Annotated in this window: 18 protein-coding genes; 9 read left to right on the top strand and 9 right to left on the bottom strand. The window is 67.1% G+C overall.

Features of this window, described 5'->3' with window-relative positions:
- Positions 1-224: 224 nt before the first annotated feature.
- A complete protein-coding gene (locus D5S18_RS16810) occupies positions 225-1,292 on the top strand; it encodes an ABC transporter substrate-binding protein (protein WP_120042206.1) in 1,068 nt (355 codons plus the stop codon).
- Here D5S18_RS16810 and D5S18_RS16815 read toward each other — a convergent pair.
- Positions 1,289-2,239 carry a hypothetical protein gene (locus D5S18_RS16815; protein ID WP_147403973.1) on the bottom strand — a complete coding sequence of 317 codons (951 nt, stop codon included), beginning with the start codon at positions 2,237-2,239 and terminating at the stop codon, positions 1,289-1,291. The genes D5S18_RS16810 and D5S18_RS16815 overlap by 4 nt on opposite strands.
- A 148-nt stretch (positions 2,240-2,387) precedes the next feature.
- The gene (nrdF, locus tag D5S18_RS16820) at positions 2,388-3,350 is read right to left on the bottom strand and encodes a class 1b ribonucleoside-diphosphate reductase subunit beta (RefSeq protein ID WP_120041923.1); all 963 of its coding nucleotides are present in this window, start codon (positions 3,348-3,350) and stop codon (positions 2,388-2,390) included.
- 400 nt (positions 3,351-3,750) lie between these two features.
- Here nrdF and D5S18_RS16825 point away from each other — a divergent pair, with 400 nt between their 5' ends.
- A complete protein-coding gene (locus D5S18_RS16825; RefSeq protein ID WP_120041924.1) occupies positions 3,751-5,106 on the top strand; it encodes a glycosyltransferase in 1,356 nt (451 codons plus the stop codon).
- Positions 5,107-5,194: 88 nt separating this feature from the next.
- A complete protein-coding gene (locus D5S18_RS16830) occupies positions 5,195-6,187 on the top strand; it encodes an LLM class F420-dependent oxidoreductase (protein ID WP_120042207.1) in 993 nt (330 codons plus the stop codon).
- Positions 6,188-6,232: 45 nt separating this feature from the next.
- On the opposite strand, the gene nrdE is transcribed toward D5S18_RS16830, so the two are convergent.
- From nrdE to D5S18_RS16850, 4 genes are all read right to left on the bottom strand, one after another.
- Positions 6,233-8,338, bottom strand: coding sequence for a class 1b ribonucleoside-diphosphate reductase subunit alpha (gene nrdE / locus D5S18_RS16835; RefSeq protein ID WP_120041925.1), 2,106 nt, complete (start codon positions 8,336-8,338; stop codon positions 6,233-6,235).
- Positions 8,339-8,376: 38 nt separating this feature from the next.
- A complete protein-coding gene (gene nrdI, locus D5S18_RS16840; protein ID WP_120041926.1) occupies positions 8,377-8,856 on the bottom strand; it encodes a class Ib ribonucleoside-diphosphate reductase assembly flavoprotein NrdI in 480 nt (159 codons plus the stop codon).
- Between the two features lie 45 nt (positions 8,857-8,901).
- The gene (locus D5S18_RS16845) at positions 8,902-9,135 is read right to left on the bottom strand and encodes a redoxin NrdH (RefSeq protein ID WP_120041927.1); all 234 of its coding nucleotides are present in this window, start codon (positions 9,133-9,135) and stop codon (positions 8,902-8,904) included.
- Between the two features lie 431 nt (positions 9,136-9,566).
- A complete protein-coding gene (locus tag D5S18_RS16850) occupies positions 9,567-10,127 on the bottom strand; it encodes an NADPH-dependent FMN reductase (protein WP_120041928.1) in 561 nt (186 codons plus the stop codon).
- Between the two features lie 167 nt (positions 10,128-10,294).
- On the opposite strand from D5S18_RS16850, the gene D5S18_RS16855 reads away from it, so the two are divergent.
- Together D5S18_RS16855 and nadE are read left to right on the top strand one after the other, a co-directional pair.
- Positions 10,295-10,921: a TetR/AcrR family transcriptional regulator gene (locus D5S18_RS16855; RefSeq protein ID WP_239003853.1), complete on the top strand. Its 627-nt coding sequence runs from the start codon at positions 10,295-10,297 to the stop codon at positions 10,919-10,921.
- A gap of 11 nt (positions 10,922-10,932) precedes the next feature.
- Complete coding sequence (nadE, locus tag D5S18_RS16860; RefSeq protein WP_120041929.1) at positions 10,933-11,760, top strand: NAD(+) synthase; 828 nt, start codon at positions 10,933-10,935, stop codon at positions 11,758-11,760.
- 2 nt (positions 11,761-11,762) lie between these two features.
- Here nadE and D5S18_RS16865 read toward each other — a convergent pair whose 3' ends face one another.
- Both D5S18_RS16865 and moaA read right to left on the bottom strand, forming a co-directional pair.
- Positions 11,763-12,005: a MoaD/ThiS family protein gene (locus D5S18_RS16865; protein ID WP_120041930.1), complete on the bottom strand. Its 243-nt coding sequence runs from the start codon at positions 12,003-12,005 to the stop codon at positions 11,763-11,765.
- On the bottom strand, positions 11,998-13,056 hold the full coding sequence (gene moaA / locus D5S18_RS16870; RefSeq protein WP_120041931.1) for a GTP 3',8-cyclase MoaA: 1,059 nt from the start codon (positions 13,054-13,056) through the stop codon (positions 11,998-12,000). Before moaA ends, D5S18_RS16865 begins: the two co-directional genes overlap by 8 nt.
- 100 nt (positions 13,057-13,156) lie before the next feature.
- On the opposite strand from moaA, the gene D5S18_RS16875 reads away from it, so the two are divergent.
- Genes D5S18_RS16875 through D5S18_RS16890 form a run of 4 tightly spaced genes read left to right on the top strand, consistent with a single transcriptional unit; the run spans position 13,157 to position 16,862 of the window.
- The gene (locus D5S18_RS16875; RefSeq protein ID WP_120041932.1) at positions 13,157-14,395 is read left to right on the top strand and encodes a molybdopterin molybdotransferase MoeA; all 1,239 of its coding nucleotides are present in this window, start codon (positions 13,157-13,159) and stop codon (positions 14,393-14,395) included.
- Positions 14,392-15,378, top strand: coding sequence for a bifunctional molybdenum cofactor biosynthesis protein MoaC/MoaB (gene moaCB / locus D5S18_RS16880; RefSeq protein WP_120041933.1), 987 nt, complete (start codon positions 14,392-14,394; stop codon positions 15,376-15,378). The genes D5S18_RS16875 and moaCB overlap by 4 nt, the downstream gene beginning before the upstream one ends.
- Positions 15,365-15,811: a molybdenum cofactor biosynthesis protein MoaE gene (locus D5S18_RS16885; protein WP_120041934.1), complete on the top strand. Its 447-nt coding sequence runs from the start codon at positions 15,365-15,367 to the stop codon at positions 15,809-15,811. Before moaCB ends, D5S18_RS16885 begins: the two co-directional genes overlap by 14 nt.
- Before the next feature lie 40 nt (positions 15,812-15,851).
- Positions 15,852-16,862 carry an AraC family transcriptional regulator ligand-binding domain-containing protein gene (locus tag D5S18_RS16890; RefSeq protein WP_120041935.1) on the top strand — a complete coding sequence of 337 codons (1,011 nt, stop codon included), beginning with the start codon at positions 15,852-15,854 and terminating at the stop codon, positions 16,860-16,862.
- Here the strand turns inward: D5S18_RS16890 and D5S18_RS16895 are convergent.
- Positions 16,847-17,038 (bottom strand): hypothetical protein, encoded by a 192-nt coding sequence (locus tag D5S18_RS16895; protein ID WP_120041936.1) that lies wholly within the window; start codon positions 17,036-17,038, stop codon positions 16,847-16,849. The genes D5S18_RS16890 and D5S18_RS16895 overlap by 16 nt on opposite strands.
- Positions 17,039-17,140 lie beyond the last annotated feature (102 nt).

The raw sequence follows: 17,140 nt of genomic DNA on the forward strand, positions 1-17,140 counted from the left end.
TGATCCTCCTGAACGGTGCCTTCTTAGGTCGCTACCCGGTTACCGGAACAGACGACAGTTCGCTTTCGCTCCTGCGATCGTAAACCGTACTGCCACAGCGCCCCGCACCGGTCCTACTCTGTGTCGTAGTTTGACGGCGGAACCAGATCGATGCAATAGCGGGCGGGCGCCGAGACGTGGTGGCGTGCGAATACGCCGAGGACTTTGCCTGTACCCTCTCCCGCATGCCGGTGAGCGACGTCGTACGCACCCGTATTCGCCCGACCATCCAGCCCGCGAAAGGTATTGCCGCGGCGGCGCTGTCGAGTCTGCTGCTACTCGCCGGCTGCGGTCAGCAGGACAATGCGAGTTCGATCGTGCGAACCACCACCAATATCGCGGGGGCCGCGGTGATGGGTATCGATCGCGACACCACCCACGCCTGCGCGCTGCCGTCCGCGCCCGATCCCGCGACGGGTCCCACCCGCACCATCACCCATCTCGCGGGGTCCTCCGAGGTGCCCGCCGATCCGCAGCGCATCGTGGCGCTGACCACCGCCGCCCTCGACGCCGCCTGCGCACTCGGCCTGTGGGAGCGGGTCGTCGGCGCGGTGACCGGCGACGGGCCGCTGCCACAGCCGCAGTATCTGGGCTACGGCCTGCGGAAGGTCCCCGGCGTCGGCGCCATCGCACAGCCCGACCCGGCCAAGATCGCCGAACTGCGTCCGGACCTGATCATCGGCGATATCCCCACGACCACAGCGGGTTCCGATCGGCTCGGCACCATCGCGCCCACCGTGCTGGTCGGCAAGCCGGAGAGTTGGCAGGCCGAATTCACCGCCATCGCCGCGGCGATGGGCCGCCGGGACGCCGCCACCGCGGCATTGGATGCCTACCGCACCGAAGCCGCTCAGATCGGCACGGCGATCACCTCGACGCAGACCCAGGCGTCGATCATTCGCTTCGGCGCGGATTCCCTTCAGGTCCAGGGCGATGACACCTTCGCCGCGCAGGTGTTCGCCGATTCCGGCGCGCAGCGGCCCACCGCGCAGCGCCGCCCCTCCTTCGATGTGCGATCGGGCGATTTCGACCTCATCGAGGGCGATCTCATCTACATCCTGTTCGCGGGCGAGGCGGGCAAGAAGCACGGCGAACAGGTCATGCGCACCGACGAGTGGAAGAACCTGGGCGCGGCGCTGGACCGACGCACCTTCATCATGGACGACTCGGTATGGCACGGACGCGGGCTGACCGCCGCCCGCGCGCTGCTCACCGATATCCGCAATACGCTCAACGGATTCGTGACCGATTAGTTCGGGAACAGCTGCAGGACCTGGTACATGATCTGGACGAGTGAACTCTCGTCCTTGCCGCCGAGCCAGACGGCAGGCGCCAGCGGGCCGTCCTCGCCATCGGCGTAGGCGGGACCGACCTGAACCTCCAGGTACGGCGAACCATTGCCCTCGTGGCGGTACACCGTGTGATCGGCGATCAGCACCGGTTCGCCCGCCTCCAGCGCCCGCTGCGACTGGTATTCGTAGAGCAGCGCGAATTCTGTTCCGCCGTACGGCAGCGCGCACGCGTACAACTGCTGCTTGTCGGGATCGACGGTGGCGGCCAGGCGCGGGGTGACGGCGCACGGATCGGCGCCGGTGAGCACCGTACGAACCGTCGGGATCGAATCCTCTTGACGCGGTTGCTGTTTCCAAGCGGCCACGGCCGTGCGGGACACCGCCTCGGCGGCCGGACACGGCTCGATACCGCGCGGCACCGTGACCGAGATCGAAAAGCCCGCGTGCGCCGGGAATTTCGTATTGACGGTGCAGGCGCGGTCGCCGGTGGGCGGGACCTGCTTGTCGGCGCGGGTGTCCTTGTCCGCGATGACCAGGGCCGTCGCCCCGTCGAAGTGTTTGGTGGTGCCGACCCGCGCGCCCAACTCGTCCACCGTGCCCGCCAGCACCCGCAGGTCGACCCGGACGACACCCCTGGGCTGATCCGAATCCAGTTCGGCCGCGCAGGAATCCAGACCCTTCACCGCGACGGTGCGCACCGCGCCGAGCGGCGCGAGCCCGGCCCGCGGCAGCAGCGCGCACGGGTCGATGGCGCGCGCCCGCTCATAGACCGACCAGTACTGCGCGGTGTTCTGCGGCGCGGCGGCCCAGAAGTCGGCGGGCGCGGCCGACGACTGCGCCGCCTCGCCCCTACCGCACGCGACCGCGGTGACCAGCAACGCCGCGATCATCGCCAGCCATCGAACCATCGAGTCCTCCACCACGAAACGTGAGAAGCCCACCGACAATGTCGGATCTGCGGACGCGACCACTCGCGGTCGCGCCCGCAACCCTATCCCCTGTGGGGACGCTGTCGGCGAAGCCGTCCGCAGACCCGCGCATGGCCGGAGATATGCCTCAGAACTCCCAGTCCTCGTCCTCGGTATTGACCGCCTTGCCGATGACATAGCTGGAACCCGAACCGGAGAAGAAGTCGTGGTTCTCGTCGGCATTGGGTGAGAGTGCCGACAGGATGGCCGGATTCACCTCGCACTCGTCCTTCGGGAACAGGCCCTCGTAGCCGAGATTCATCAGCGCCTTGTTCGCGTTGTAGCGCAGGAACTTCTTGACGTCCTCGGTCAGGCCGACCTCGTCGTAGAGGTCCTGGGTGTACTCGACCTCGTTGTCGTAGAGCTCGAACAGCAACTCGAAGGTGTAGCTCTTGAGCTCCTCGCGCTCGGCTTCGGAGACCAGTTCCAGGCCGCGCTGAAACTTGTAGCCGATGTAGTAGCCGTGCACCGCCTCGTCGCGAATGATGAGCCGGATCATATCGGCGGTATTGGTCAGCTTGGCCCGCGAGGACCAGTGCATCGGCAGGTAGAACCCGGAGTAGAACAGGAAGCTCTCCAGCAGGGTGGAGGCCACCTTGCGCTTGAGCGGGTCCTCGCCGCGGTAGTAGTCGAGCACGATCTCGGCCTTGCGCTGCAGGTTGCGGTTCTCCTCCGACCAGCGGAACGCCTCGTCGATCTCGCGGCTCGAGCACAGCGTGGAGAAGATCGAGCTGTAGCTCTTGGCGTGCACCGATTCCATGAAGGCGATATTGGTGAGCACCGCCTCCTCGTGCGGGGTCAGCGCATCGGGGATCAGGCTGACCGCGCCGACGGTGCCCTGGATGGTGTCGAGCAGGGTCAAACCGGTGAAGACCCGCATGGTGAGCTGCTTCTCGACGGCGGTGAGGGTGCTCCAGGACGGGATGTCATTGGATACCGGCACCTTCTCGGGCAACCAGAAGTTGCCGGTCAGCCGGTCCCACACCTCGGCGTCCTTCTCGTCGGGCACCCGATTCCAATTGATGGCCGACACCCGATCGATGAGTTTCATCCTGCCTCCACGCCCTTTCGCAGCCCGTTCCGAACACGCCGCCGTCACGAATTACCTCGCCCCAGAACACTACTCCTTGTGGGTGATAACTCCGCACAGCACAACACCTTGTGTCGCTGCGGTGAATATCACGTATGGAGAGAAGCTCAGCGGCCTTCGATTCGCGGCCCCTATTGTGCGGCATGGGTCCGGCCGGAAGCACATCGATCCCCGTTGTGTCGCTGAAAGTTAGCGGGACTATTGTGAGAGGGCGCTGCCGTGCGGTTTCCCCTGGCCATCAATCGATTTGCTGGCCAGGGTGGCGAATCCCGCTGCCCACCACGGCAATCTGTGGTGGAGAGTTCGGATATTCACCATCGCTTTCGCCCTCGTCGCCGATAGCTGTAAGTTAGCGTTGGGCATGACCAAAATACTGGCCTGCACCGCACCGGTTCACGGGCATCTGTACCCGATCGCACCGGTCCTCGCCGAGCTGGTATCGCGCGGACACGAGGTCACCGCGCTGACGCTGCCCGGCGTCGAAGAAGACTTGGCCCCCTTGGGGATCCGCACCCTGGAACTACCGCCCGAGGTGGTCGGACGCAGGCTCGACGGCTGGGGCGACCGCGCGCGCATCCTCGCGTTGCGAGCCGATGTGCACGCGCTGATCGAACGTATCCCGGCCGAGATCGAGGCGTTGCGCGCGGCCATCATCGCCGAGCGGCCGCAGGCGCTGCTGCTGGACATCACCGCCGTGGGCGCCCACATCTACGCCGCCACAAGCGGTTTGCCATGGGCCGCGTTCGCCCCCAAACTGCTGCCGCTGCCCTCGCGCGACTCCCCGCCCTACGGTCCGGGTCTCATCCCGAAACCCGGCCCGCTCGGCGGGATCCGCGACCGCGCGGTGCGCTGGGCGCTCTCGCGCCGCTGGGACAACGCCCTCCCCCGCCTCAACCACCTGCGCCAGTACTACGGATTGGATGAACTCGACCACTGCGTGGACTGTCTGCGTCAACCCCCGCTGCTGCTCAACTTCACCGCGCCGCCGTTCGAGGACGCGCACACCGACTGGCCCGCCTCGGTGCACCAGATCGGGCCGAGCCTATGGTCCCCCGACGCCGAGATCCCGGACTGGCTGGCCGAAATCGATCGACCGCTGGCCGTGGTCACCTGCTCCACCGAATTCCAGGACGACGGCAGGCTGGCCCAGCTCGCCATGGACGCGCTGGCCGACAGCGACCTGTTCACGGTCGTCACCTCGGGAGCCATTGATCCGGAATTCTTCGCCGCGCCGCGCAATGCCAAGGTGGTGCGCTTCCTCCCGCATCATCTGCTGCTGCCTCGCGCGGCCGTGGTGGTCACCCACGGCGGTATGGGCATCACCCAGAAGGCCTTGGCCGCAGGCGTTCCGGTGTGCGTGGTCCCCTTCGGGCGCGGTCAGGCCGAGGTGGCCCGGCGGGTGGTCGGCAATGGCGCGGGCAGCCGGGTGTGCAAGCAGCGCTTGCGGATCGCGACGCTGCGGGCCGGGATCGATGCCGCGCGCGCCTGCGCCGCGGGCGCGGAGCAGGTGGCGGCGGGATTTCTCGCGGCAGGAGGTCCGAGGCGGGGCGCGGATCTGCTGGAGCAACATTTCACCCCGCCCCCGCCGCGCCGCGCGCGCACCCGCCCGCAGCGTCATCTCGACCGGCGCCGCAGGCCACCCCTCATCGCGCCCGCCGAGCCGACACCGCTGGTCGGCCTCTCCGATGATGCCGGTCTGACCGAACTGGGGCAGTGAACATCAACGTGGCGGCAATGCTTGCCTTCGCACCGACAACTATGCACAGTGGGCAGCGATCCACCGGTCACCGATGAAGGAGATATCCGTGCGCTTCGGAATTTTCATCCCGCAGGGTTGGCGACTCGATCTGGTCGGCATCGACCCGCAGGCGCACTGGTCGGCGATGCGCGAGTTGGCACAGCGCGCCGATGCGAGCGAGATCTGGGATTCGCTGTGGGTCTACGACCACCTGCACACCTTCCCGGTGCCCACCGAGGAGGCCACCCATGAGGCGTGGACGCTGATGGCCGCGTTCGCCGCCAGTACCTCGCGCATCAAGCTGGGCCAGATGTGTACCGCGATGCAATATCGCAATCCGGCCTATCTGGCGAAGGTCGCCGCGACCACCGACCTGATCTCCGGCGGCCGGGTGCAGATGGGTATCGGCGCAGGCTGGTACGAACACGAGTGGCGCGCCTACGGTTACGGCTTCCCGCCCGCGCGCGAACGGCTCGGCCGCCTCGACGAGGGCGTGCGGATCTTCCGTCAGGCCTGGACGCAGGGCAAGGCCACCCTCGACGGCAAGTACTACCGGGTGGACGGCGCGATCGTGCGCCCGCTGCCCGCGCAGGCGGGCGGTCCGCCGCTCTGGATCGCGGGCGGCGGTGAGAAGGTGACGCTGCGCATCGCCGCCAAATATGCCGACTACACGAATTTCACCGGCGATCCGGAGGGTTTCGCGCGCAAGTCGGCACTGTTGCGCGAACACTGCGCCGCGGTGGGCACTGATTTCGACGCCATCACCCGCTCCAGTGATTTCGATGTGGTGATCGGCGCGACCGAGGCCGAGGTTCGGGATCGGTTGCGCGCCTGGATCGATCGCCTCGCCCCGCACATCGGCGTGGACAAGGCCACCGAATATGTCACCGGGATGACCAAGGGCGCCGCGGCAGTCGGCACTCCGGAACAGATCGTCGAGAAGCTGACCGAGGTCAAAGAACTCGGCCTCGGCTACGCCATCTTCAACTTCCCGGAATCGGCCTACGACACCTCGGGCATCGAACTGTTCGAACGCGAGGTGGTCGCGGCGCTGCGCTGAGCGCTTACCCGCCGACCGGATCGATTCCGGTCGGCGGGTATGCCGTCACAGCATGCAGCTGACGCAGCCTTCGACCTCCGTGCCCTCGAGGGCCATCTGACGCAGTCGGATGTAGTACAGCGTCTTGATGCCCTTGCGCCAGGCGTAGATCTGGGCGCGGTTCAGGTCGCGGGTGGTGGCGGTGTCCTTGAAGAAGAGGGTCAGCGACAGGCCCTGGTCCACGTGCTGGGTGGCCGCGGCGTAGGTGTCGATGATCTTCTCGTAGCCGATCTCGTAGGCATCCTCGTAGTAGTCGAGGTTGTCGTTGTCCATGTAGGGCGCGGGGTAGTAGACGCGCCCGATCTTGCCTTCCTTGCGGATCTCGATCTTCGACGCCACCGGGTGGATAGAGCTGGTGGAGTGGTTGATGTAGGAGATCGAGCCGGTCGGCGGCACGGCCTGCAGGTTCTGGTTGTAGATGCCGTGCTCCATCACCGACGCCTTCAGCTCGCGCCAATCCTGCTGGGTCGGAATGCGCACGCCCGCGTCGGCGAACAGTTGCCGCACCCGCTCGGTGGCGGGCTCCCACACGGCGTCGGTGTACTTGTCGAAGTACGCGCCGCTGGCGTACTTGGATTCCGGGAAGCCGCCGAAGGCGGTGCCGCGCTCGATGGCGATCCGGTTCGACGCCCGAATCGCGTGGTACACCACGGTGTAGAAGTAGATGTTGGTGAAGTCGACACCCTCGTCGGAGCCGTAGTGGATCCGCTCGCGCGCCAGGTAGCCGTGCAGATTCATCTGACCGAGGCCGATGGCGTGCGAGGAGTTGTTGCCCTGTTCGATGGAGGGCACCGAATAGATGTGGGTTTGATCGGAGACGGCGGTGAGCGCACGAATGGCCACCTCGATGGTCTGCGCGAAATCCGGCGAATCCATGGTCTTGGCGATGTTGAGCGAACCGAGATTGCACGAGATGTCCTTGCCCACCTTGGCATAGGACAGATCGTCGTTGTAATAGGAGGGCGTCGAGACCTGCAGGATCTCCGAGCACAGATTCGAGTGGGTGATCTTGCCCGCGATCGGATTGGCCCGATTCACCGTGTCCTCGAACATGATGTACGGGTAGCCGGATTCGAATTGCAGCTCGGCGATGGTCTGGAAGAATTCGCGCGCCTTGATCTTGGTCTTGCGAATCCGCTTGTCGTCCACCATCTCGTAGTACTTCTCGGTGACATCGATATCGGCGAACGGCTTGCCGTAGATGCGCTCGACATCGTAGGGCGAGAAGAGGTACATGTCCTCGTTCTTCTTGGCCAGCTCGAAGGTGATGTCCGGGATGACCACGCCGAGCGAGAGCGTCTTGATGCGGATCTTCTCGTCCGCGTTCTCCCGCTTGGTATCCAGGAAGCGATAGATATCCGGGTGGTGCGCGTGCAGATACACCGCGCCCGCACCCTGCCGCGCACCGAGCTGATTGGCGTAGGAGAACGAATCCTCGAGCAGCTTCATGATCGGGATGACACCCGAACTCTGATTCTCGATCTTCTTGATCGGCGCGCCGGTCTCGCGAATATTGCTGAGCAGCAATGCCACTCCGCCGCCCCGCTTGGACAGCTGCAGCGCGGAATTGATGGAGCGCCCGATGGACTCCATATTGTCCTCGATGCGCAAGAGGAAACATGAAACTGGCTCGCCGCGCTGCTTCTTGCCGGAATTCAGGAAAGTGGGGGTGGCGGGCTGGAAACGGCCGTCGATGATCTCGTCGACCAGTTCGCGCGCCAATTTCTCATCGCCAGAAGCGAGGGTGAGCGCGACCATGCAGACGCGATCCTCGAAACGCTCGAGATAGCGCTTGCCGTCGAAGGTCTTGAGCGTGTACGAGGTGTAGTACTTGAACGCGCCCAGGAAGGTCGGGAAGCGGAACTTCTTGGCGTAGGCCTGCTGGAACAGGCTCTTGATGAAATCCCGGCCGTACTGGTCGAGGACCTCGGGCTCGTAGTAGTTCTCCTCGACCAGATAGTCCAGCTTCTCGTCCAGATTGTGGAAGAAGACGGTGTTCTGGTTGACGTGCTGCAGAAAGTACTGGCGGGCGGCATCGCGATCCTTGTCGAACTGGATCCGACCGTCCGAACCGTACAGGTTCAGCATGGCGTTGAGGGCGTGGTAGTCCATCGCCTCGGCCGGGTCCGCGCCGCGGACCGGGTGCCGCTCTACGCGGGCCGTCTTGCCTGCCGGTGCTGTGGTTGCTGTTGCCAAAACAATCCCAATCCCTCTCGGACGCGCGCGACGTCCTCGGCGGTTCCCATGAGTTCGAAGCGATACAGGTACGGCACCCCGCATTTGCGCGAGATCACCTCTCCCGCATAGCAATAGGTATCGCCGAAGTTCGTATTTCCCGCCGCGATCACCCCGCGCAGCAGCGCGCGGTTGTGCGGATCGTTGAGGAACTTGGCGACCTGCCGTGGCACGAAGGCCTTATCGGAGCGTTGCCCACCCAGTACGTGCCGACCGCCCCCGTAGGTGGGGACGATCAGCACGTAGGGTCGCTCGACGCGCAGCGCGTCGGCGGTGCGCAAAGGTATTCGAGTCGCCGGGAGGCCCAGCTTCTCGACGAAGCGGTGCGTATTCTCCGAGGCGCTGGAGAAGTAGACCAGCACGGGGTCGGCCTCGCCCGAATTCCCGAAGAACATGGTCACCTCCCATGATGCGGACCTCGGATGCGGACATGCGGCGCGTCAGGCCGCGACGGCGGCGAGGGCCTTGATGCGGTCGGGGCGGAAGCCGGACCAGTGATCCTCACCGGCGACGACGACCGGGGCCTGCAGGTAACCCAGCGCCATGACGTAGTCGCGGGCGTCGCCGTTCTCGGAGATATCGATGACCTCGTAATCCACCCCGGCCTTGTCGAGGGCCTTGTAGGTGGCATTGCACTGGACGCAAGCGGGCTTGGTGTACACGGTGATGGTCATTGAGTGCCTCTCTCCTATGCCTGATCCACAGCCTGTGATCCCGGTGCGGTGCCTGATCCGACTACGCTGCGCAAACTCCTGGATCCGATCTCGAACCCGCTGATCACACCGCATCGCGCGGGTGGGGTTCGTCCCGTCTTCCAGTACGGAAGACACTACACCTAGTGGCCGACAGATTCATACAACACGACATGTTGCGAGTCACAGGGATGAAATTCGCTCGCGGTAAGTACCTGGACGCACCTGTCGCAACTCGACACGGCGGTGTCACAGATCACATTTTCGCGACACAGCTCTTTCTCAGCTAACTCAATTTCCCCAACCGCATCAGCCACCCCGGCGGCCCCTGGAGATGACAGTCTGCCCGCCCGCCTCAAACGACTCGAGGGCCACCCCCCTTTACGGGAGGCGACCCTCGATGCGGTATTCGCTCAGGCCGCGACGCCGACCCGGTCGACCTTCAACACCAGGGCGGCGATCAAACCCGCGATCAGACCGCGGCTGGTCTCGTCGGTCAGGTTGCCCTGCTCGTCGAAGCGGGTGTGGTTCTGCCCGACGTGCACCTCCGGCTTGGTGACGACCTTGGAGTCGAGCCAGTGGAAGACATCGCGCAGATGGTTCTGCGCGCGCACGGTGCCGAACCCGCTCATCGACGCGCCCATGATGGCCACCGGCTTATCGGTGAGCACCGACTCGCCGTACGGGCGCGAGGCCCAGTCGAGCAGGTTCTTCAGCACGCCGGGAATGCTGTAGTTGTATTCGGGCGTGGCGATCAGCACGCCGTCGGCGGCGGCGATGCGCTCGCGCAGGTCGACGACCGAGGCGGGCGGCTCGCCCTCCAGATCCTGATCGAAATAGGGCAGGTCACGGGCGCCCTCATAGATCTCGATCTCCACACCCTCCGGGGCCAACTGCTGGGCGGCGCGCAGCAGGGCTGTATTGGTGGAGGCGGCACGCAGCGCACCGGAAATTGCGAGGATCTTGATCGTCATGACGTCTCCTGTTGCTTTGGGGGCCTTGCTTTGGGGGCCAATCGAGTGGCCATCGCACCAATCAACCGGACCATGGTCCACTTACATTCCGAAGGGAGGACACTCGAGCTGTGACGTCCACCACACCGCCGGGTGACAATCCGGCCGTCGCGCCCGCGGGCGACCCGATCGCGATCGGCCCGGTCTTCGGCCCCACCACCCCGCTCACCACCGCCGCCCCCACCGAGCGCAGCGACGCCGCCCGCAACCGACAGCTCCTGCTCGACGCCGCCCAGCAACTGGTCAGGGCCGACGGCGTCGACGCGCTCACCATGGACGCGCTGGCCAAACACGCGGGCGTCGGCAAGGGCACCGTCTTCCGGCGCTTCGGCAACCGCGCCGGACTGCTGCACGCGCTGCTGGACCACTCGGATCGAAAATTCCAGGCCGCCTTCATGTTCGGACCGCCGCCGCTGGGGCCGGGCGCGCCGCCGGTCGAACGACTCGTCGCCTTCGGCCGAGCCAGGCTGAGCGGTATCGATATCGAAGGCGCGATGCGCCGCTCCGCCGAATCCGGCGAGGGCGGCGCGCGCTACACCGGCGCGCCCTACAACACCCTCAAGGCGCACATCATGATGCTGCTGCGCGAGACGCCCGTCCACGGCGATATCCCGCTACTGGCCGATATCCTGCTGGCCCCGCTGGACTCCGGACTGGTGATGGCGCAATTGGCCACCGGGAGCTACACCATCGAGCAGATCGGCGACGCCTGGGAGCGGGTCGTGCGCGAATTGGCGCCCGCCACCGGGCAGTAGAGTGGGCCGCCATGGGGAACCTGCGTGAACGGATCATCGCCGAACTCGGCGTGCGCTCGACGATCGAACCGAAGGTCGAGGTGCGCAGGCGCGTCGAATTCCTCGTCGAATATCTGCGATCCACGCCCGCGGCGGGTTTCGTGCTCGGTATCAGCGGCGGCCAGGATTCCGCGCTGGCCGGGCGACTGTGCCAACTCGCCGCCGAGCAGGTGCGGGCCGAGGGCGGCGCCGCCAAATTTCTCGCGGTGCGACTGCCCTACGGCGTCCAAGCCGATGCGGCCGATGCCGAGGTCGCGCTGGAGTTCATCGAGCCCGACGCCGCGGTCACCGTCAATGTGCGTCCCGGCGCGGACGCCGTCGCCGCCGAGACCGCCGCCGCGCTCGACACCGACCGGCTGCGGGATTTCGTGCGCGGCAATATCAAGGCGCGCGAACGGATGGTCATCCAGTACGCCCTGGCGGGCCAGGAGAATCTGCTCGTCGTCGGCACCGATCACGCGGCCGAGGCACTCACCGGCTTCTTCACCAAATACGGCGACGGCGGCGTGGACCTGACCCCGCTCACCGGACTCACCAAGCGTCAGGGCGCGGCGCTGCTGCAAGAACTGGGCGCACCCCCGAGCATCTGGTCCAAGGTGCCCACCGCCGACCTCGAGGACGACCGGCCCGCACTACCCGATGAAGAGGCGCTCGGGCTGCGCTACACCCAGATCGACGACTATTTGGAGGGCAAGCCGGTCGCACCCGAGGTGGCGGCGCGGATCGAAGGGATCTTCCGCAACACCCGGCACAAGCGAACCGTTCCGGTCACACCGCTCGATACCTGGTGGCGCGCATAGCGTTATCCGCCTGCGAAAGGTGGCAGGACATCCACCCGCGCACCGAGGGCGACACCCGAGTCGCGGGTGAGTTCGTCGCCGATCAGGAAGGCGCACACCCGCAGCATGGGATCGATACCGCTGCCGTAGCACCGTGACAGCGCCGAGCGCAGGTCGGCGACGGTCGCACCCGCCGGAAGGTCGAGCCGTTCGGACGATTTGCCGACCGCGTCGGCGATCGCGGCGAAATAGCGGATCTCAACCACCGATGGCTCCCATTGTTCGTTCCGGGCGGACGAAATCCGCGGCATCGATACCGTGGCCCGCCCACTTGTTCCACATGGCCCCGCGCCACAGGACGGCGATCTCGGTGTCGTCGACGCCCGAGCGCAGCGCGGTGCGCAGATCGAATTCCTGATCGCTGAACAGGCACGAGCGCAGCATGCCGTCGGCGGTCAACCGGGTGCGGTCGCAACTGTCACAGAATTTGCGAGTCACGGTCGCGATGATGCCCACACTCGCGGGGCCGCCGTCGACCAGCCACTTCTCCGCCGGTGCGGCCGGGTCGGCGCGGCCGACCGGGGTCAGCGCGAAGCGGGCCGAGAGCACCTGCAGCAGTTCGGCGGCGGTGACCATGGCCCCGCGCGCCCACTCGTGATCGGCGTCGAGGGGCATCTCCTCGATGAAGCGCAACTCGCACCCCTCGTCCAGACACCAGCGCAGCAGATCCGGTGCGCCCGCGAGGGTTTCGCGCATGAGCACCGCATTCACCTTGATCGGGGCCAGGCCCGCGTCGCGCGCGGCGCGGATACCCGAGAGCACCGAATCCAGGCGGTCGCGGCGGGTGAGGCGGGCGAAACCCGCCCGATCGACGGTGTCGAGGGAGATATTGACCCGATGCAACCCGGCCGCGACCAGGGCCGCCGCCCGATGCCGCAGCCCGACGGCATTCGTGGTCATCGACAGCGGAACCTCCGGCACCGCCGCGTGACAGCCCGCGACGATACGCTCCAGATCCCGGCGCATGAGCGGTTCGCCGCCCGTGAAGCGGACCTCGGCCACCCCGAGTTCGCGCACCGCGAGCGTCACCAGCCGGACGATCTCCTCGGTGGTCAGCAACTCGTTGGGCGGAATCTCCGGCAATCCCTGTTCGGGCATGCAATAGGTACAGCGCAGCGAACACTTCTCGGTGATCGAGACCCGCAGATCGCGGGCGATACGCCCGAATCGGTCCAGCAGGAGCGGGGTGTCGGGGCGTCCGTCGAGCGAGGGCCGCCCAGACCGCACGGCGGGAATCCCTATCTCAACCAACGTCACGCCCCCCATTATGACCGGTAGGAACAAAATGACAGTTAGGTCGTAGGCCGTGGCTCGGTGTCCCGGATGGGGACACCGAGCCAGGGCCTAGGCTTGCGGCATGAGCTTTGCGACCACCTCGGCCCGCACAGTCGACGCGCATCGCGAACGTGTCACCGAGATGTTGCGCCCGCTGGCCGCGCGCCCGGCCGAACAGGTGGCGGTGCCCGCCGCGCTGGGCCGCAGGCTGGCCGCCGAGGTGCGCTCGCCCATCGACCTCCCGGTTTTCCGCAATTCGGCGATGGACGGATACGCGGTGCGCGCGGCGGAGGTGCTCGTGGCCCCGGTGCGGTTGCCGGTGGCCGGGGTTGTCGCCGCCGGAGCGGCCGGGGGCGATCCGCTGCCGCCGGGCGCCGCGCTGAAAGTAATGACCGGAGCGCCGATCCCACCCGGTGCGGACTGTGTGGTCCCGGTGGAGGACGTCCGGGTCGACGGCGCTGCCATCATCGTCGAGAGGGGGCGCGCCGCAGGCGAATTCGTGCGCGAGGCGGGAACCGATGTCCGGGCGGGTGCTGCGCTGATCGGAGCCGGAACCCTGTTGCGGCCCAGGCATATCGCCGCGCTCGCCGCTGTCGGCCTGGCCGAGGTGGGCGTACTGCGCGAGATCAGGGCGGCCGTCATCACCACCGGCGACGAATTGGTCCCGGCCGCCTCGACTTTGGCTCCCGGTCAGATCTACGACTCCAATGGCGTGGCGCTGGCCGCGGCGCTCACCGCGAACGGGGTGCGCGTCGTCTCGGTCGCGCACAGCACCGACTCCCCCGACGAATTCCGCCGACTGCTCCGGGCCGCGACCGAGGCCGCCGATGTGGTCTTCACCTCCGGCGGGGTGTCCAAGGGCGATTTCGAGGTGGTCAGGGAGGTGCTCGCACCGCTGGGCGGGGAGTTCGGCTCGGTCGCGGTGCAACCGGGCGGGCCGCAGGGGTGGTCGGTGGTGCACGGTATTCCGGTGTTGAGCTTTCCCGGTAATCCGGTGAGCACCATGGTGTCGTTCGAGATCTTCGCGCGGCCCGCGCTGCGGGAGTTGGCCGGGCTGTCGCCGGTGGAGAGTCATGTGGTGCCGCTGGGTGACGCGATTCGCTCCCCGGCGGGGCGGCGGCAGTTCCTGCGCGGGCGGGTGCTGCGGTCCACCACGCCGGATTCCGCGCTGTCCACCCCCGCCCCCGTGGCGGTCGAGGTGATCTCCGGCGCGGGTTCGCATCTCATCGCGGGGATGGCCGCCGCCGACGCCCTGATCGATGTGCCCGCCGAGGTCACCGCGCTGCCCGAAGGCGCGCCTGTGCGAATCTGGTTGCTATGAGCGAACTGTCCCATGTCGACCGCGAGGGTCGCGCCCGCATGGTCGATGTGAGCGCCAAAGCCGACACCGCCCGCGTCGCGGTGGCCGGGGGCGAATTGCGCACCACCGCCGCGGTCATCCGGCTGGTCCGCGCCGACGGGATGCCCAAGGCCGATGTGCTCAGCACCGCCCGGCTGGCGGGTATCGCGGGGGCGAAGAAGACCTCGGAATTGATTCCGCTGTGCCATCAACTGGCACTGTCCTCGGTCAAGGTCGAATTCGACTTCACCGACACCTCGATCACCATTCGCGCCACCGCGAAGACCAAGGGGCCGACCGGAGTCGAGATGGAGGCGCTCACCGCCGTCGCCGTCGCCGGACTCACCCTGCACGACATGGTCAAGGCCGTCGATCCGGCCGCCACGCTCAACGATGTGCGGCTGCTCACCAAAGACGGTGGCAAACACGGGCATTGGGAGCGGGACGACGCGGTGTCGAATGCCGCCGCACCGCAGGATATTTCCGCGGGGACGGCGGTGGTGCTGGTGGCCTCCACCGGAGTCGCGGCGGGTACACGGGTCGACACCACCGGGCCGGTGCTCGCGCAATGGCTTACCGGACTGGGTTTCTCGGTGCGCGGTCCGCTGGTCTATCCGGACGCGCGGATCGCCGCCGGATTGGCCGACGCGCTCGGGTCCGCCCCCGCGCTGGTGATCAGCACCGGCGGCACCGGCGCTTCGCCCACGGATGCCACACCGGAGGCGACACTGGCGGTATTGGATCGGGTGCTGCCGGGGGTCGCCGAGGCCATTCGGCAAAGGGGGACGGCGAAATTCCCGCTGGCGGCGCTCAGTCGCGGCGTGGCCGGACTGGCCGGACGGTCGGTCATCGTGAATCTGCCCGGCTCGCCGGGCGGTGTGAAAGACGGTATGGCAGTGCTGGAACCGCTGCTGGATCATTTGCTCGCGCAAGTAGCCGGAGGCGGCGCCCATGACAACGAGTGAACATCGCACCACCGGATCGGTGTGCCTGGCCAGACTGAATGCGGCGGTGATCGATCCGGCCGAGGTCGAGGCGGCGGTCAGCGGCCCGCAGCACGGGGCCGTCGTGGTCTTCACCGGCAAAGTGCGCGATCACGATGGCGGCCAATCGGTTTCGGCCCTGGAGTATTCGGCCCACCCGGAGGCCGAGCGATTCCTGCGCCGCTGCTGTGCCGACGCGGCGGCCGCGACGGGCCTGCCGGTCGCCGCCCTGCACCGGGTGGGCGCGCTCGCCATCGGCGAGATCGCCATCGCCGTCGCGGTCGCGTCCCCGCATCGGGCCGAGGCGTTCCGGGCCTGCGCGGAGCTGGTGGATCGGATCAAACACGAGGTGCCGATCTGGAAGCGGCAGCATTTCGCGGACGGCGTGTCGGAGTGGGTCAACGCCTGCGGCTGAACGGGGGCCTAACGTTTGGCGCAGCGAGGAGGAGATCCGGATGGGCACCGACCAAGTTCTGCTGCACCGCTTCGTCATCGGCCAGTTGACCGCGCAGGGGCTCGACCGGGATCGTCTGATCCGGGAGACGGGTGTGCCGGAGTGGACGCTCGAGGGGGCCGATGTGCACCTGCCGAGCCGAACCTTCGCCCGCCTTTGGGAATTGGGTGCGCACGGGCTGGACGATCCGCAGGTGGCACTGCCCGTGGCCAGCCGCTTCACCCTGCATTGCCTGGGTCTCTACGACTATCTGTTCTCCACCGCGCCCACGCTCGGCGCGGGCCTGGCCACCTGCGGACCCTACGTGACGGCCGTGTCCACCAATCACCGCTTCGATCTGCGAGCCGAAAACGACACGGTCACACTGTCGCTCGACATTGTCGAGGGCGAGGGTCTGGGTGCGGACCTGACCCAGCTGTGGGGCTTGGCGGCAGTGCTCAGCCGCGCCCGCAGAGCCGTGCGCGGCGAGCTCAACACTGTGCGTGTCACACTGCGCCAGGCGCCGCCGCGCGACTCGAGACCCTTCGTGGACGTATTCGGCACCACCGCACTCGAATTCGGGGCGGAGACCGATTCCATGACCTTCCGCGCCGCCGAGATGGACCGGCCGCTGACCACCGTCGATCCGATACTGGCCGGGGTGCTGCGCCCGCTGGCCGAGGCGCTGCCGCCGCCACCGCTGCTGGCCGCCGCGTGGCCGGAGCGGGTGGCCGCCGCATTGCACGCGGCCTTCGATGCGGGCGAGGTCTCGCTGGAGCGGGTGGCCCGCAGGTTGGCCACCAGCCCGCGCACCCTGCAGCGTCGCCTCATGGAGGCGGGCACCACCTGGCGGCGGGAACTGGATCGAGCGCGCAAGATTCGGCTGGCCGAGGCGAACGGTCCGCTCAGCCGCGTCCGCCAAGCCGAACTGCTCGGCTACGCCGACGCCGGATCAATGCGCCGCGCGGCCCGACGCATCGCCGAAATCGGTACGGGCCGACGGTTTCCCGCGACCGATCACACCTTGAGGTAGGCGGCGGCGATGCGCCAGAAGGTCTCCGGCGCGATCGAGTCGAAATCCCAGCTCTGCGCCACGACTCTGGACGCGGCCACGATCGCGGCGACATCGAAGTCCTCGCGGCTCGCACTGCCTTTGCCCTCCAACGCGGCGATCACGTATTCGGTGGCGCTCTCACAGGTCTCGTACACGAACTCTCCCAACGGTCGCAGGACAGATGCGCTCGACAATCACCGGTAGCCGAACCCCAACTCACCGAATGCCATTGCGGCGTGTCGTCCGGCGAGTCGGGA

Origin of the sequence: Nocardia panacis, from assembly GCF_003598715.1 — a bacterium.
GTDB lineage: Bacteria > Actinomycetota > Actinomycetes > Mycobacteriales > Mycobacteriaceae > Nocardia > Nocardia panacis.

What these genes read in the sequence shown, in the direction of transcription:
- nrdE (WP_120041925.1), bottom strand. Translation starts at nt 8,338, where the DNA reads ATGGACTACCACGCCCTCAACGCCATGCTGAACCTGTACGGTTCGGAC.
- D5S18_RS16875 (WP_120041932.1), top strand. Translation starts at nt 13,157, where the DNA reads ATGAGCTTTGCGACCACCTCGGCCCGCACAGTCGACGCGCATCGCGAA.
- D5S18_RS16890 (WP_120041935.1), top strand. Translation starts at nt 15,852, where the DNA reads ATGGGCACCGACCAAGTTCTGCTGCACCGCTTCGTCATCGGCCAGTTG.
- nrdF (WP_120041923.1), bottom strand. Translation starts at nt 3,350, where the DNA reads ATGAAACTCATCGATCGGGTGTCGGCCATCAATTGGAATCGGGTGCCC.
- D5S18_RS16845 (WP_120041927.1), bottom strand. Translation starts at nt 9,135, where the DNA reads ATGACCATCACCGTGTACACCAAGCCCGCTTGCGTCCAGTGCAATGCC.
- nadE (WP_120041929.1), top strand. Translation starts at nt 10,933, where the DNA reads ATGGGGAACCTGCGTGAACGGATCATCGCCGAACTCGGCGTGCGCTCG.
- D5S18_RS16815 (WP_147403973.1), bottom strand. Translation starts at nt 2,239, where the DNA reads ATGGTTCGATGGCTGGCGATGATCGCGGCGTTGCTGGTCACCGCGGTC.
- D5S18_RS16810 (WP_120042206.1), top strand. Translation starts at nt 225, where the DNA reads ATGCCGGTGAGCGACGTCGTACGCACCCGTATTCGCCCGACCATCCAG.
- D5S18_RS16885 (WP_120041934.1), top strand. Translation starts at nt 15,365, where the DNA reads ATGACAACGAGTGAACATCGCACCACCGGATCGGTGTGCCTGGCCAGA.
- D5S18_RS16850 (WP_120041928.1), bottom strand. Translation starts at nt 10,127, where the DNA reads ATGACGATCAAGATCCTCGCAATTTCCGGTGCGCTGCGTGCCGCCTCC.
- moaCB (WP_120041933.1), top strand. Translation starts at nt 14,392, where the DNA reads ATGAGCGAACTGTCCCATGTCGACCGCGAGGGTCGCGCCCGCATGGTC.
- D5S18_RS16825 (WP_120041924.1), top strand. Translation starts at nt 3,751, where the DNA reads ATGACCAAAATACTGGCCTGCACCGCACCGGTTCACGGGCATCTGTAC.
- nrdI (WP_120041926.1), bottom strand. Translation starts at nt 8,856, where the DNA reads ATGTTCTTCGGGAATTCGGGCGAGGCCGACCCCGTGCTGGTCTACTTC.